This window comes from Gemmata algarum, from assembly GCF_034097035.1.
Classification (GTDB): Bacteria; Planctomycetota; Planctomycetia; order Gemmatales; family Gemmataceae; genus Gemmata; species Gemmata algarum.
In genome coordinates this window covers 1-13,240 of record NZ_JAXBLV010000215.1, presented here as the reverse complement: position 1 = coordinate 13,240, position 13,240 = coordinate 1, and the positions used below count along the sequence as shown (strand labels likewise).

The 13,240-nt window shown below is 70.7% G+C and carries 10 protein-coding genes; 2 read left to right on the top strand and 8 right to left on the bottom strand.

All coding sequences use genetic code 11. From position 1 onward, the window contains the following. Nucleotides 1–36 precede the first annotated feature (36 nt). Both R5W23_RS25660 and R5W23_RS25655 read right to left on the bottom strand, forming a co-directional pair. Nucleotides 37–1,680, bottom strand: a complete 1,644-nt coding sequence (locus R5W23_RS25660) for an ABC transporter permease (RefSeq protein WP_320688818.1) — start codon at nt 1,678–1,680, stop codon at nt 37–39. A gap of 1 nt (nt 1,681) precedes the next feature. Continuing rightward, the gene (locus tag R5W23_RS25655; protein ID WP_320688817.1) at nt 1,682–3,598 is read right to left on the bottom strand and encodes a hypothetical protein; all 1,917 of its coding nucleotides are present in this window, start codon (nt 3,596–3,598) and stop codon (nt 1,682–1,684) included. A 159-nt stretch (nt 3,599–3,757) separates the two neighbouring features. On the opposite strand from R5W23_RS25655, the gene R5W23_RS25650 reads away from it, so the two are divergent. Continuing rightward, nucleotides 3,758–3,991 carry a hypothetical protein gene (locus tag R5W23_RS25650; protein ID WP_320688816.1) on the top strand — a complete coding sequence of 78 codons (234 nt, stop codon included), beginning with the start codon at nt 3,758–3,760 and terminating at the stop codon, nt 3,989–3,991. A 55-nt stretch (nt 3,992–4,046) separates the two neighbouring features. On the opposite strand, the gene R5W23_RS25645 is transcribed toward R5W23_RS25650, so the two are convergent. Further along, entirely contained in the window at nt 4,047–5,411 is a 1,365-nt protein-coding gene (locus R5W23_RS25645; RefSeq protein WP_320688815.1) for a hypothetical protein, read from the bottom strand. 149 nt (nt 5,412–5,560) lie between these two features. Next, nucleotides 5,561–6,817 (bottom strand): hypothetical protein, encoded by a 1,257-nt coding sequence (locus tag R5W23_RS25640; protein ID WP_320688814.1) that lies wholly within the window; start codon nt 6,815–6,817, stop codon nt 5,561–5,563. Nucleotides 6,818–6,987: 170 nt separating this feature from the next. Here R5W23_RS25640 and R5W23_RS25635 point away from each other — a divergent pair, with 170 nt between their 5' ends. Then, nucleotides 6,988–7,446 (top strand): MmcQ/YjbR family DNA-binding protein, encoded by a 459-nt coding sequence (locus tag R5W23_RS25635; protein ID WP_320688813.1) that lies wholly within the window; start codon nt 6,988–6,990, stop codon nt 7,444–7,446. Nucleotides 7,447–7,464: 18 nt separating this feature from the next. Here the strand turns inward: R5W23_RS25635 and R5W23_RS25630 are convergent, their stop codons facing one another. From R5W23_RS25630 to R5W23_RS25615, 4 genes are all read right to left on the bottom strand, one after another. Continuing rightward, nucleotides 7,465–8,220, bottom strand: a complete 756-nt coding sequence (locus tag R5W23_RS25630) for an SDR family oxidoreductase (RefSeq protein WP_320688812.1) — start codon at nt 8,218–8,220, stop codon at nt 7,465–7,467. Nucleotides 8,221–8,230: 10 nt separating this feature from the next. Further along, complete coding sequence (locus tag R5W23_RS25625) at nt 8,231–9,109, bottom strand: alpha/beta hydrolase (RefSeq protein ID WP_320688810.1); 879 nt, start codon at nt 9,107–9,109, stop codon at nt 8,231–8,233. A gap of 139 nt (nt 9,110–9,248) precedes the next feature. Continuing rightward, nucleotides 9,249–12,095, bottom strand: a complete 2,847-nt coding sequence (locus R5W23_RS25620; protein ID WP_320688809.1) for a serine/threonine-protein kinase — start codon at nt 12,093–12,095, stop codon at nt 9,249–9,251. Nucleotides 12,096–12,169: 74 nt separating this feature from the next. Beyond that, nucleotides 12,170–13,072 (bottom strand): sugar phosphate isomerase/epimerase family protein, encoded by a 903-nt coding sequence (locus R5W23_RS25615; RefSeq protein WP_320688808.1) that lies wholly within the window; start codon nt 13,070–13,072, stop codon nt 12,170–12,172. Between the last annotated feature and the right edge of the window lie 168 nt (nt 13,073–13,240).

Here is a 13,240-nt window from a genome sequence, read left to right as displayed (position 1 = left end):
ACACATCCGAAGCTCACGCCCTGGGATCGCCTGCAATCAGACGCCGCGGACGAGATCGCGGCCCGCGCGCCACCACAACGCAGCGGCGGTTAAAACACAGACGGCGGCAGCGGCCAGCAGCCCGCGAAACAGATCCTCCTGAGAGATCGCCAGTTCGCTCCGGGCAGCGTTCCACACGGCCGCCGGCCAGCCCGCCGCCAACAGGGCGACCGGCAGCAGCAGCCGGAACGCCCGCACGTCCGCCGCGCAGCGAACCGTTAGCCACGCCCCGAGCGCGATGACGAACAGGATCCCGGATGCGGACAGTACCGCCGCGGCCACCCCGACCCGCACCCCCTGGTCGGCGATGAACGCCATACCCACGGCGGCCACCGCGACCGCCACAAACCCGCTCCCGCGTTCCGCGTGCGCCTGAACCTTCGACCGCAGCACGGCCCGCCGGTCGAGCGGGGCGGCGAGGAGCGAATCCAGTGTGGCCCGGAACCGCTCCCCCGCCACCGCCCCGCTCACCCCGACCGCCACCGGGAGGAGGTACCGCCCGGCCGCCAGAACCCCGGCGGCCATCAGCAGCCACCCGCCCTCAACGGCCGACAGCGTTCGAGACCGGGACGCGTCGCCCGTGTTGAGGCCACGCACCAACCGATCGACCTGCGCCCAGGTGCCCCCCAGCAGGCACAGTAGCGCGAGCACGGCCGCGAGGCCCCGCAGCACCTTTGAGGCCAGCGGCAAGGTCCACGTCGGGCGCCAGCCCACACACCGTTCTTTCCACAGCACCGGATCGGCCGGATCGAGCGGCGGGAGGTCCGGCGGCACCTCGTCTTCGGGCCGGATGAGGGGCGGTTCGGCCGGCCGTGGCGGCGGCGGGTACGTGGTCACCGGTGGCGGGCCGGCCGTCGCCTCGCGGAGCCGCAGCGCCCGCGCCGCCCGGACCAGCAGCGCGAACCCGATCAGCACCTGGAGCAGCGGGTACCCCACCGCGAGCAGCACGAAATCGGTGTCAGAAAGCCGGAACCGGGAAGCCAGCCCCAGTACGCCGAACGGCGTCGCTAACAAACACGGCGGCACGAACACGCCGCACACCAGTACCACGACCCGCCCGTAAGCGCCGACGACCGCGGACCGCAAGTCGGGCGCGCGGCACGCGGCCCCAACGCCGATCGCGCCGCATAGCACCACCGTGCCGGCGGTCAGAGCGTAACCCGCGCCCAGGAGCCGCACATCAACGCCGCCGAACAGCACCGTGATCATTAGCACCGGCACCCCCGCCAGCACCGCCGCCAGTACGAACGTGATGCGCCCGGCCGCCTTCCCGAACACGATCTCGCGGTCGCTCATCAGCGTGATGAGCAGCAGGGGGAGCGTTTGTCGGTCCTTCTCCTCTGCGACCGCCGAAGCGGCCAGCGCCGGGGTCACCGCCACGACAGCGATCAGTTGCGCTTCGAGGGTGAACAGCGCGAAAGTGCTCGCGAACTCCGCACACTCGCGCAGCGAGAGCGGCGGCAGCCGGGACAGGAAAATGCGATGCACGGGGAGCGGGTAAAACGAATAGGCCGTCAGCCCCAGGAACGTGAGGAACAGGGCGTAAAGTAGCACCAGCCGGACGCGCATGGCCTGACCGCGCCGGGCCAGCCGGCGCAACTCCCACACGGCCAACGTGCCGACCGAGGCGAACGGCCACACGCTACTGGTCCTGGAGCCCGAGTGCGATCCCGGCGCGGCCGAACGGGCCGACCGCCGTGGGCCACGCGCTCACGGCCTTCACCTCGGCGCTCTGGTTGTGCGAGAGCCGGGTGTTGTGCCGCGCGGCCCACAGCCGCCCCCAGACGTGCCCGGCCCGCAGGTCCTTCGGCATCTTGTCGGCGGCGGGCAGTTCGGCCCAACTGTCGTCGGCCCGCTCCTTCGACGCGGCGGACCGGAACGCCACCGCCGAGCCTTGCGCCCAGGCCTGGAGCCCGTCGTCGCCGATCAACTTCGCCAGCTCCTTGGCCTGATCGGGCCGCCCCTTTTCCGCCGCGATCTGCGTCAGGCGCAGGACCGAGTACCCGAACGCCTTGTTGGCCTTGTTCGCAGTCACCAGCCCGAGCGCGACATCAAGGGCCGGGCCGGGGTCGGCGGACCAGTCCGCACAGAGCACCAGCGCCCGCACTTGGCCGTCGGGGGTGCCGCGGCGCTGGGCCAGTTTCAGCGCCTCTTCGGGCTGGCCGTCGAGCAGGTGTTTGCCCGCGTAGGCGAGCCGGGAGGCGTCGGACACCGGGTCGGTCGCCGGCGGCTGGATGAACTGCCGCGGCTTATCTCCGTCGAGCGCCAGGAACAGCGTCTGGGCGCTCGACGGCGTCGGCGTCCCTTGCATCAGAACCGTGCCGCGGGCCTTCAGTTCGTCTATCACCTTCCGCACAAGGGGCGAGCCCTTGTCGAGCCGGTACACTTCAAGCGCAACGAGCGCCCGCCCTTCATCCTGTTCGAAGGGGGCGAACAACGTCAGCGGGATGAGGTCCACGGCCAGCGCGGCCTGTCCCCGTTGCGCGAGGCCGCGGGCGAGCCGCCGGGCGAGGTGGTTTTTGAAATCGAACTCGGCCCCCTGGAGCAGCGCGAGCGTGAGCCGCAGCTCCTCGTGAACGGTGTAAACGCGCTCGTTGAGCCGCGGCCGGATGGCGGACTCCGGCGTCCACCGGATGCGGAGCTGCTCGCTGATCTGCTGTTCTTCGCCGGCGAGCAGCAGCGTGGCGACGGCCAGTTCCGCGGCCACCGCGTACCGAACGGAAGACGGCGGGGCCTTCCGGACCGCGTCGCGGGCCTTGGCGAAGTGTTCGATCGCCTCTTGCAGCTTTTTCGGTTCGTTGTGCCGCACGGCGTGCTCGCCGGCCGCGATCGAGAGTACCGCGCCGAGCAGTTGGACCTCAGCCGGGGCCTCGCTCGCCGGGAGCGAGCCGACCGTCTGGCCGAACTCCTCCAGGCTCTTCTGCATCAGCTTGTCTTCCTGCGCCACGCCCCGGCTGCGGAACAGCGACACGACGCCGTACAGGCTCCCGCCGACGAGCGCGAGGATCACGAACCCGAACATCGCCATCCGCTTGATCGACCGCGGCTCGTACTCGATCCCGTCCGCCCCGGCCTGCTTCAGCGACCCGCCGGTCACGATCTGGACATCGCCCATGTCCATCGCGTCCGCGGGCTTCTCGAACGCGGGCTTCGCGAGGCTCGGCCGCTTCGTGTGCTGCTGCCGCCAGTCCGTGAGTTGGTCCTGTGTGGGCTCAGGAATCTTGATCCGCTGGCGGCACTCGGGGCAGAGCGCGTTCTTGCCGGCCCGGGCGAGCGGTTCGGTCCACTTGTGGTTGCAGTGCTGGCACTCGACCGGAATCACTTGTTCGGCCGGGTCGTTTTCGGCCTGCGCCTGTTCGTCGGCGAGGGCCGCGAGTGCCCTCGCCTCGGCCTCGGCGGCCTCCTCGGCCGACATCCGGGGCGGCCCCTCCGGAACGGTCACCGGCTGCGGGATGGTGATCTTGTTGCGGCAGGTCTTGCAGGTCGCGGTCTTACCGGCCAGTTCGTCCTTGAGCCGGTAAGCGTGCTGGCAGTGCGGGCAGTTGAACTCGATCGCCATGTTCGTTGGTCCCGCAGCGGGGTCGAGAACGACAGACTTGTTCTTCCATTATCCACCCGAACGCGGCAAGAGGCAATCGCCGACCGCGCCCGGAGTCCGTCTTGTCCGGAGCGAGGCGGCAGGGTATGCGACCTGCGGCTCTCGCAGGAGGAAACGGAGATGCGCCCCCGCGCGTTGGTGCTGCTCGTGGTGACTGTGGTGCTGGTCCAAGGGACCGGGTGCTGCCGGTGCTTCCGCTGCTGTGTGCCCTGTGAACCTTGCGGGCCGCGGCAACCGGCGCTGCCACCGACTTTGCCCCGCGAGGACCGAATGCCCCCCGCGGCGCTGCCGGCGGCGTCACCGGACCGGCCGCCCCCCACCGGCGCCTACGGCGGCAGCGAGCGACCGAACTGAAACGGGCCGAGCGCCCGATTCCGAGCGCGCGGCCCGAGTGTCCAACGACCGGCCGTTAACGATCGCGAAGGCTCGGCAGGATAACCCCTCGCTTCTTGATCCCCTCTTTCATCTGCCACCACCCGAACTTCACGAACGCGCTCTGGCGCTTCTCCTCCGAGGTGAAGGCGTACTGCCCGAACCCGGCCGGGGTCGGGGTGAAGCTCTGGTGCGGGGCGGTCTCGAACCCGAAATCCTTCATATTCAGGCCGGCCTGGGTGATCGTAAACGCGAAGGCCACGTCCCGTACCGTCACCGTGTGGATGTCGGCGGCGCCGCCGTTCAGGTTCCGCTGGAACCAGACCTGCGTCACCATTGTTTCGGCGCCCACGGACACCAGCTTGTCCGGGTTCTCGCCCTTCTTGAACGCCTCCGGGTAGTCGCCGACCCGCACCTCGTTCCGCATGACCGCTTTCAGAAACGCCGCCTCTTCTTTTCCCCGCTGCTGCACCAGGAAGTTCAGCGCCTGCCCCTTCGCGTACCCTTGCACGTTGTCCTGAACGACGATGCGGCGGAGCAGCGGGAGCGTTTCGGGGAAGTTCCGCAGGTTGCCGTTGCCGAGCTGGTAGACGAGCTGCGACAGGTCCTGCGGGTCGTTGCGGGTGGCGAGCCAGCGGCCGGCCAGCACCTTGTACACGTCCGCGTGCGCGCCGGACCCGTTGATCGCCATGATCGAGGCATTTTGGTTGAACAGCAGCACCCCGCTCACCTGCTGCCACTGGATCGTTGCCTTCGGAATGGCATCGTAAGGGATCACCGTCTCCGCGAGCAGCACGGCCGCGATGTCCGCGAGCGCGGGCTGCTTCGGCGGGGTCGTGCGGGCACTGACGCGCCCGACGTTTCGCTGAATCATGTCGCTGTAAAGCGTGTTCCGACGGTCCGATACCGCCCGCCCGCCCTCGACGGGGCCGCGGTCCATCGCCGCCAGCATGTCGAGGTTGTACGGCGACTTCAGGATATCGACGTACAGCGCGCGTGCCCCCGCGGAGGTCCCCAGCGTGGCGCGGAACGTTTTCAGCCCCGGCAGGTTGTGCTCGAACTTGCTGTCCTTATCGGCGAGGAAGGTTTCAATCCGGGCCTGGAGGTCGTCGGCCTCGGATTTGGGGAGCAACCGCAGCGCCCGGGTTCGGATCTCGGGATCGGTCTCGGCGCTCGCGGCCTCGGCCAGCACCTGCCGGGCGAGGCGCCCCATTTTCGCGAGCGCGTTCGTGGCCTCCTCGCGGTCCCGGTAGCTCTCGCTACCCAGTCGGCGGACCAGCTCACGTGCCTTGGACAGCTCTTCCGGCGCGACGGCAAGGTCCTTCGGGTCCGGAGACGCACCCAGGGCCGGAGCCGCGACCAGCGCCGCACACGCGAACAGAGCCGCACGAAGCTGAATCATGAGTTGCCCTCGCCGGACCAAGGGGCGCCCCGGTGGCGCGCCGCGCGTGACCCAATTAAAGATGGCGTATCCGGGATGCCGCGCCAATCAGAAAAGCGCCCGCCTGACGGCGCCCCGTGACAAAGACGACCGGACCGCGGCACGGTTAACTATTTCGCGGCCGTCAGCGATTCCTTGAGGCGCCACCACCCGTACTTCGTCGCGGCCTCTTTGCGGCTCTCCTCGGGAATGTGGAACCGGGTGTAGCTGATCGACGTGGCCGCGCTCCCCTTGAGTCGGTCCTGAATGTGGTACGCTTCAATCTTCTGACCGGTGAGTTGAACCGCCGCCACCAGGGCCAAGTCCCCCACGGTAATGGTGTACCGCGTCACCACGCCGTTCACGTTGGTGCTCATTGTGGTAACGATCCCTTCGTCGCCGATGAGCCGCTCGAGCACGGGCAGGTGCTCCTTCGACTGGTACCGGCCGAGCGTCATCATCGCCTGACCGCGGTACGAGCCGGGGACGCCGGGCGCGCTCAAGAGCCGCACCGCCAGCCGTAACGCCGCCGGCTGGTTCTGACTGCTGTTCGCCAGGGTCATAGCCGCGTACATCTCGTAGGCGTCCGTGCGCGTGTCGATCCAGGCGTTCAGCACCGCCCGCAGCGCCGCCGCCTTATCGTCCGACCCTTGCGCGGCCTGGGCGATGCCGGAAGTGGTCAGGACGCTGGTGAACAGCGTGTTCCGCACGTTCGCGCTCGGCCGGGTGAGCGAGTCCGCGAACATGACGGCCGCGACCTCCATCTGACTCGGGACGCGGCTCACGCCCCCGCCGCGCGGGAACCGGGCGTAGTACAGTTCGTTCTTCATGCCCGCCACCAGCGGCCCGAGGTTCTCTCCGGTGCCGATCGCGGTGAGCAGCCGCCGCCCGCCGGCGGTCTTGAGGAACTCCACGAACATCTCGCGGGCGGCCTTATCCCCCCGGGGCCGGGCACTGAACGTCCACCCGAACGCCGTCCACTCGCCGCGGACGGTCGAGCGGAGCCGGGTCCAGCCAGGCAGGTCGTGCTCGTACCGGCCGTCGGCGTCGGCCAGAAACGTGTCGAGCCGGGCCTTCATCTCAATGGCGGTGGCGCGCGGAAGGAGTTGCCGGCACCGGGCACGGATTTCGGGGTCCGGGTCGCTGTTCGCGCCCTCGTGCAGGGCGTTGCGGGCGAGCCGACCCATCGCGTTCAAGTCGTGCTCGGCCTCCTCGCGCTCGGTAAACACCTCGCTGCCGAGCTTCCGCACCAGATCGCGGGCCTTCGACAGATCCGTATCCGGGACCACGAGGTCCTTCGGGTTCGGAGACGGGGTCGAAGACGGCGGGGCCGCGGCCAGTGTTGCGGCGCAGGCCAACAGTGGAGCGAGTGCAAAAGCGAAGCGCATGGCGTCCCTCGGCAGCGAGAGGCGGGACCGACCGGTTCGGCGCGTGCGGGTCGGTGCGCGAGCCGGCAGACTCGGAATTGTATCGGAGTAACGGCCGCCGGTCGATTCGGACGACGTTAACGTTACAACACCGGTACGGGCCAATCTACCACAGACGAGCGCGCCGAGCTATGCCGGACCAAGACCCATTCGCCGAAGCCGAGGCCGCACTCCGGACGCACGCGCTCGGCTTTCCGGGGGCCACCGAAGAGTTCCCGTGGGGGCACCGGGCAATCAAAGTGCGGGGCAAAATCTTCGTTACGCTGGCAGCCCTCGGCGACCAGTTCAGGACCAGCATGAAGCTGCCCGATTCCGGCACCTATGCACTGACGCAGCGCTACGCGACGCCGGCAGGCTACGGGCTCGGCCGGCACGGATGGGTAACCTGCACGTTTCGGCCCGGCGACGAGGTGCCGACGGACCTGCTGGAAGAATGGATCGAGGAAAGCTACCGCGCGGTGGCCCCGAAAAAGTTGATCCTGGCCCGGAACGCGCAACTGGGCGGAGCAGAGGTATCACCGGTAACAACTCTCTCACCTACGTTGATACCCGAACCGAACGCGGCGAAGAAGGCGCGGCGGGGCACGTAACCCGGTCACCGCGTTTTGTTACCCGCGACCGACGAGGGGCATCTGCGTGGCCATCACCGTCATGAACAGTACGTTCGCGTCGAGCGGCAGGCCCGCCATGTACACGACCGCCCGCGCGACGTGCTCCACGTCCATCCGCGGCTCCGGGGCCACGGTGCCGTTCGCCTGGAGAACCCCCTCGGTCATGCGCGCGGTCATCTCGGTGGCGGCGTTCCCGATGTCGATCTGGCCGCACGCGATGTCGTACTTGCGGCCGTCCAGCGCGGCGGACTTCGTCAGACCCGTGATGGCGTGCTTGGTGGCCGTGTAGGGCGCCGAGTTGGGGCGCGGGGCGGTCGCCGAAATGGACCCGTTGTTGATGATCCGCCCGCCGCGCGGGGCCTGCGCCTTCATCACCCGAAACGCTTCCTGCGTGCAGAGGAACACCCCGGTCAGGTTCACGTCAACGACCGCCCGCCACTGCTCGAACGTGAGGTCTTCGAGCGGCACCGCGGGCGCACCGGCCCCGGCGTTGTTGAACAGCACGTCCAGCCGGCCGAATGCTTCTTGCGTGCGCCCAAAGAGGGCACGAACAGCCGCCGGGTCGGTCACGTCGGCGGGAACCGCTAAGGCGATCGCCCCGGCCGGGGCCAGGGCGGCGGTCGCGGCGAGAGCGTCCGCGCGGCGCCCGGCCAGCGCCACCCGGTAGCCCTCGCGCAAGAGGGCCAGCGCCACCGCGCGGCCGATCCCGGACCCGGCCCCGGTCACCAGGGCCACTTTCCCCGTCTCGGACATCGCGTCCACCTTATTTCTGCTTGAGGTGTTTGTCGAAGAACGCGATCGTCGCCCGCTCGGCGGTCTCGGCGTCCTTACCTTTGAACCCGTGGCCGGCGCCTTCGAGCTTGAGCAGTTCGGCCCCGACCCCGGCGGCCTTCAGCCGTTCCACTAGCCATTCCGCCTGCTCGACGTGGACGTACTTATCCTCAGTGCCGTGGACGCACAGCGTCGGGGCCGCGTTCGGGGTCACCCAGTAGAGCGGGCTCGCCCGGACGTGCTGCGGTCGGGCCTTCTCCAGGTTCCCGCCGAGGAACAGCGGCAGCACCTCGGCGGCATCCACGCTTTTGCCGTAGGACTTGGTGAAGTCGCTGGGGCCGTAGACGTTCACGACGCACCTCACGGCGCTGGAGAACGTCGGGTTGCCGCCGTCCCCCTCGAACTCCTTCACGTCCGCGGTGACCGCGAGGAACTGCGCGAGGTGACCGCCCGCGGACCCGCCGGTGACGCCGATCCGGTCGGGGTCGATGCCGTACGTCTTGGCGTTCGCGCGGAGCCAGCGGACGGCGGCCTTGGTGTCGTGGACCGCGGCCGGGAACGGGTACTTCGGCGCGAGCCGGTAGCTCACCGTGACGGCCACGTAACCGCGCTCGGCGAGGCGGACGATCTGGCCGTTGTAGCCCTCGCGGGAGCCGGCACGGAACCCGCCCCCGTGGATGAACAGCACGCACGGGAACGGGCCGGCCCCCTTCGGCCGCGCGACGTTGAGCCGGAGGTGCTGACCGTCCGGGTTCGCGTACTCGACGCCCTTCTCGAACGTCACCGTGTCCGGAACCGGCGAATCGGCTTGCGCGAGCACGGGCGGGCCGGCGAGTGCGAGAGCCACGAGGGCGGCGAGTGGACGGGTCATGCGGAGGCGCTCCGGCGCGGGAGTGGGGAGGTGGCGAGATTGTAACCCGCGCCGCCGGGACCGCCAGCCGGTTTTCGCCCCTCGGCACCTCCACGAACGATCGCCCGTCAAAACGGCTCGGGCTCGGCACCGGCCCGGGTCACCTCGGGTTCGGGTCGAACCGGCCGCGGACCGGGGCGAAGTCCGCCGCCCGCTCCGCGTACCACGCCAGACGGGCCGGGTGCTCGAACTCCCCGGCCGCCCGCGCCGCCTCCAGGCACCGGACCGCGTTGCCCGCCGCCTCCCGGGCCGCGACCGCGCGGTCATCGGGCGCAAGGGCCGGGTCGGCCCCGATCTGCTTCACGACCAGACACCAGGCGTGCGCCTGCTCGGCCGCCGCCCACCCGGGCTGGTGCTTCCCCAGTGCGCGCAGGCCCGTGTCGTAGGCGGCCCGCCACGCGCCCGCGCGGAGCCCCGCGCGCATCGCGTTCAGCTCCCACTGGGGGCGGTTCCGCGCCCGCGGGTCCTCGTCGGCGAGCGCCGCCCACTCGGCCGCCGCCGGCGCGTGCCGGCCGGTGCAGTCGTACAGCTCCGCGCGCGCCGCCCGGGCGTCGGCCGCCGCGTCGAGCGCGGCGCGGAACCCCGGGGCGCGGCGCAGCACCGGCACGAGCGCCCGCAGGGCCTGGTTGTAGCGGGCCTCGGCCTCCACCGCCCGCCCACGCCCGCGCAGGCTGTCCCCGTGGCGCGCGCAGGCCCGGGCCAGTTCGACGCCCAGGGCGGGGTCCGGCGCGTCCGCCGGCTGGGCCGCGCACGACCGCTCCAGCCCGCCGATCACGTCGGCGAACGTTTCGTCGGCGCGGGCCGTGTGGTTGCGGGCGTGCCGGTACTCGGCCAGGGCGAGCAGCGCGCCCACGCGCGGCCGGGAGTACAGGGAGTACGGGGCACCCGGCGGCCCCGCGACCGGGTGCCGCCCCGCCACCTCGAGCGCGGCGGCCAGGTGCTCCTCGCCCTCGTCCCACCGCCCGAGCGCGCCGAGCGCGTGCGCGTAGCCCTGGTGCGCCAACTGAAGCAGCCGCAGGTGCTCCCCCGCGTCGGGGCCGGCGGTGGGCAGTTCGCGGGCGTGCTCCAGCGCCTTCCGCGCGGCCCACTCGCGGTCCGCCGGCCGGGCGCGGTGCTGGCACAGCGCGGCCCACCGGTCGTACAGCTCGCGCGCCCGCCGGCGGTCGGTGGCCTCGGCCGGGTCCCGGAGCCGCGCCCGCTCCGCCAGCACGCCCTCGATCAGCCCGGCGGCCTCGCGGTACGCGCCCTCGGCCTCGTCGAGCCGTTCGAGGGTCGCCAGCGCGCCCGCCGCGCACCGAAGCGATTCGGCCCGCCGGCCCCGCGCCCCCAGGCTCGCCGGGTCCAGTCGAGCCCACTGGCCCGCCGCTTCGGCCGCCGCGCCGTACTCGATGGCCGCCCCGGCATAGTTGTCGTTGCGGAACTCCAGGTAGCCGAGCCAGTGCGACACGTCCCCGAGCAACTGGAGCCACTCCTCCGAGTCGCGGCGGCCGGCCATCACCGACCGGCGGAACGCGCGGCCGGACTCCAGCAACAGGAGCCGGGTGCCGCGCAGCTCCTCGTCCGCGAACCGCGGCTCGCGGGCCAGTTCGCGGACGGCGTCGCAGATCACCCGCCCCGCGACGCGCAGGTCGGCCTCGGACTGGAGCTGGGCCGCGCCCGCCCGCTCGTGCTGCTCGACGGCCGCCCGCCGCGCGGCCTGCGCCGCGGCCAGCGCGCCCGTCAGCTCGTCCCGGGCGCGCTCCGCCTCGCGCCGCGCCGCGTCGGCAACGTCGCGGGCCGCCCGCTCCTCGTCGCGGGAGTGCAGCAGGGCCAGCGCCAGCACGCCAGTGAGCAAGCAGCCGGCGGTGGACACGAGCAGGAACCCGGCGGCCACCGGGTTGCGCCGGCCCCACCGCCACGACCGCCCCGCCGGCCCCACCGGGCGCGCGGCGATCGGCTCGCCGTTCAAATAGCGGTCCAGGTCGTCCGCCAGCTCGCGCGCCGTCGCGTACCGCCGGGCGGGCTCCTTCTCCAGGCACTTGGCCACGATCACCGCCAGGTCGCGGGGCGCGCGGGGCGCGAGCCGGCGCACGTCCGGGGCGGCGGTACGGACAACTTGGTTCAAAACGTCCGTGGTGTCCGCGCCGGCAAACGGAGGGCGCCCCGTGAGCATTTCGAACAGCACCACCCCGAGCCCGTACACGTCTACACCCGGGCCGGGCCGCGCCCCGCCGATCTGCTCCGGCGCCATGTAGTTCGGGGTTCCGCAGAGCACCCCCGTACCGGTCAGGTCGGCGCCCCCGGCCAGAGCCTTCGCGAGCCCGAAGTCGGTCACCTTGGGGCACACGTCCCCAAGCCGCCCGCCGCCGGCTCCGTTGCGCCGCTCGGGTTCCGGACCCGGGGCGTGTGCGAGCAGGATGTTAGCGGGCTTCAGGTCGCGGTGAATGATGCCCCGCTCGTGCGCGTGGTGGATCGCGCGGGCCACACCCGATGCCAGCCGGGCCACGTCCCGCGGCGCGACCGGGCGCCCGTCCTGCCACTGCCGGAGCGTCCCACCCTCGACCAGTTCCAGGGCCATGTACGCGAACCCGGAGCACTCGCCGATGTCGTACACCTGCACGATGTTCGAGTGATCCAGCCGGGCGCCGGCTTCGGCCTCGATGCGAAACCGGGCCTTGTCTTCGTCGCGCGCCAGCGGCCCGCCCAGGATCACCTTCAGCGCCACGAGACGGTTCAGTCCGCGGTGGCGCGCCTTGTACACAACGCCCATACCACCGCGCCCGAGTTCGTCGAGAATCTCATATTCCGGAAACGCGATCGGCGCACGTGGCTGTGCGTTCGTGCCCGCGGGCGTGCGCGCGGGCACCCGTTCCAGGGTTTCGTCCGGCGGGGGCGGGGTGGGAGCGGGTTCAACGGATGCGGGGCGCGCGTGGGCCGGTTCGGGCCAGCGCTTGGTGATTCGTGACATCGCCGCTCCGGGCGTCGGGTGGTTCTCACCCAACCATACAACCGACTGCCCCCAGAAGCGCGCGGCTCAGGGTGTCACTTTTTCAGATCACGCGCGAACGCCGCGCCGATGGCGGCGAAACTGCGTTTCGCCGCCGAAGCGGCATCGTAGCCGGGCTTGTTACTCACTTGGCCGCTCACTTCGACGACCACCGGCCCTGCGTACTTAGCCGTTGTGAGAAGTTTGGCCAGAGCGGAATAGTCCGTGGTGCCCTCACCCGGCAGCAGGAACTCGAACTTCTCCGGCTTACCCTTCGCGTCTTTGACGTGCACGAATGCCGTGTACGGGAGCAGCGCTCCGGTCCGCTCGAGCGGCAGCCCGCGCAGCTCGAAGTGGCTGTAGTCGAACGCGAGCCGCAGCCACGGGCTGTTGACCTGTTTCATCAGCCACACGGCACCTTCAACCGTGTGTAAGGCGTTCGCGACGTGCGGCTTCACCGCGATGACGGTGCGCGTGCTCTGCCCGAGTTCGGCCCACGCCCCGAGCCGCTCCGCGAGTTGCGCGCGGACCTTATCCCACTCGGCGGGTTTGCCACCCAGGACCGTTTCGATCGGCGGAGGCGCATCCGGGGCCAGAGAGTGTGCCAGTTCCGTCGCAGCTTTAAGGCGCTCGAGGTTCGCTTTGTGCGCCGGGTCCGCCGCCGGCTCCTGAAGGTTCTCCATCAGGCCGTGAACGGAAAGGCCGAGGTCCGCGAGGCGGGCGCGGAGTTCTTTGCGGTCGTTCGCGGACAGGGCCTTCGGCTCGGCGTGGTAACCGGGCATGAGAGCGAGTTCGACCCCGTCGTAACCGACGGTGCGACACACCTTGAGGGCCTCCGGAAGGGCGACCGACTTCATCCCGTACAGGCTGAACCCGAGTGGAACCTTCGGCGCGGCGGCCCCGCACACGAAGGGAAGCGCGCCTGCGGCGCAAAGCAACTCGCGGCGGGTGAGAGACACGAACCGTCCTCCTCAAAGGCGAGCGCGGGCAGGAGCACCTCCATGCGCCGCGCAGGGTACGAGCGACGGCAGTTTACCCCAACACGTACCGTTTTGCTGCCCACTGGTTTCTCATCCCGACGTGCTTCTTCGATGCACTGATACCAATTCCAGCCGTTCCGAACTTGT

Coding starts and splice junctions, on each gene's coding strand:
- R5W23_RS25655 (WP_320688817.1), bottom strand. CDS start 3,598: ATGGCGATCGAGTTCAACTGCCCGCACTGCCAGCACGCTTACCGGCTC.
- R5W23_RS25650 (WP_320688816.1), top strand. CDS start 3,758: ATGCGCCCCCGCGCGTTGGTGCTGCTCGTGGTGACTGTGGTGCTGGTC.
- R5W23_RS25645 (WP_320688815.1), bottom strand. CDS start 5,411: ATGATTCAGCTTCGTGCGGCTCTGTTCGCGTGTGCGGCGCTGGTCGCG.
- R5W23_RS25640 (WP_320688814.1), bottom strand. CDS start 6,817: ATGCGCTTCGCTTTTGCACTCGCTCCACTGTTGGCCTGCGCCGCAACA.
- R5W23_RS25635 (WP_320688813.1), top strand. CDS start 6,988: ATGCCGGACCAAGACCCATTCGCCGAAGCCGAGGCCGCACTCCGGACG.
- R5W23_RS25630 (WP_320688812.1), bottom strand. CDS start 8,220: ATGTCCGAGACGGGGAAAGTGGCCCTGGTGACCGGGGCCGGGTCCGGG.
- R5W23_RS25625 (WP_320688810.1), bottom strand. CDS start 9,109: ATGACCCGTCCACTCGCCGCCCTCGTGGCTCTCGCACTCGCCGGCCCG.
- R5W23_RS25620 (WP_320688809.1), bottom strand. CDS start 12,095: ATGTCACGAATCACCAAGCGCTGGCCCGAACCGGCCCACGCGCGCCCC.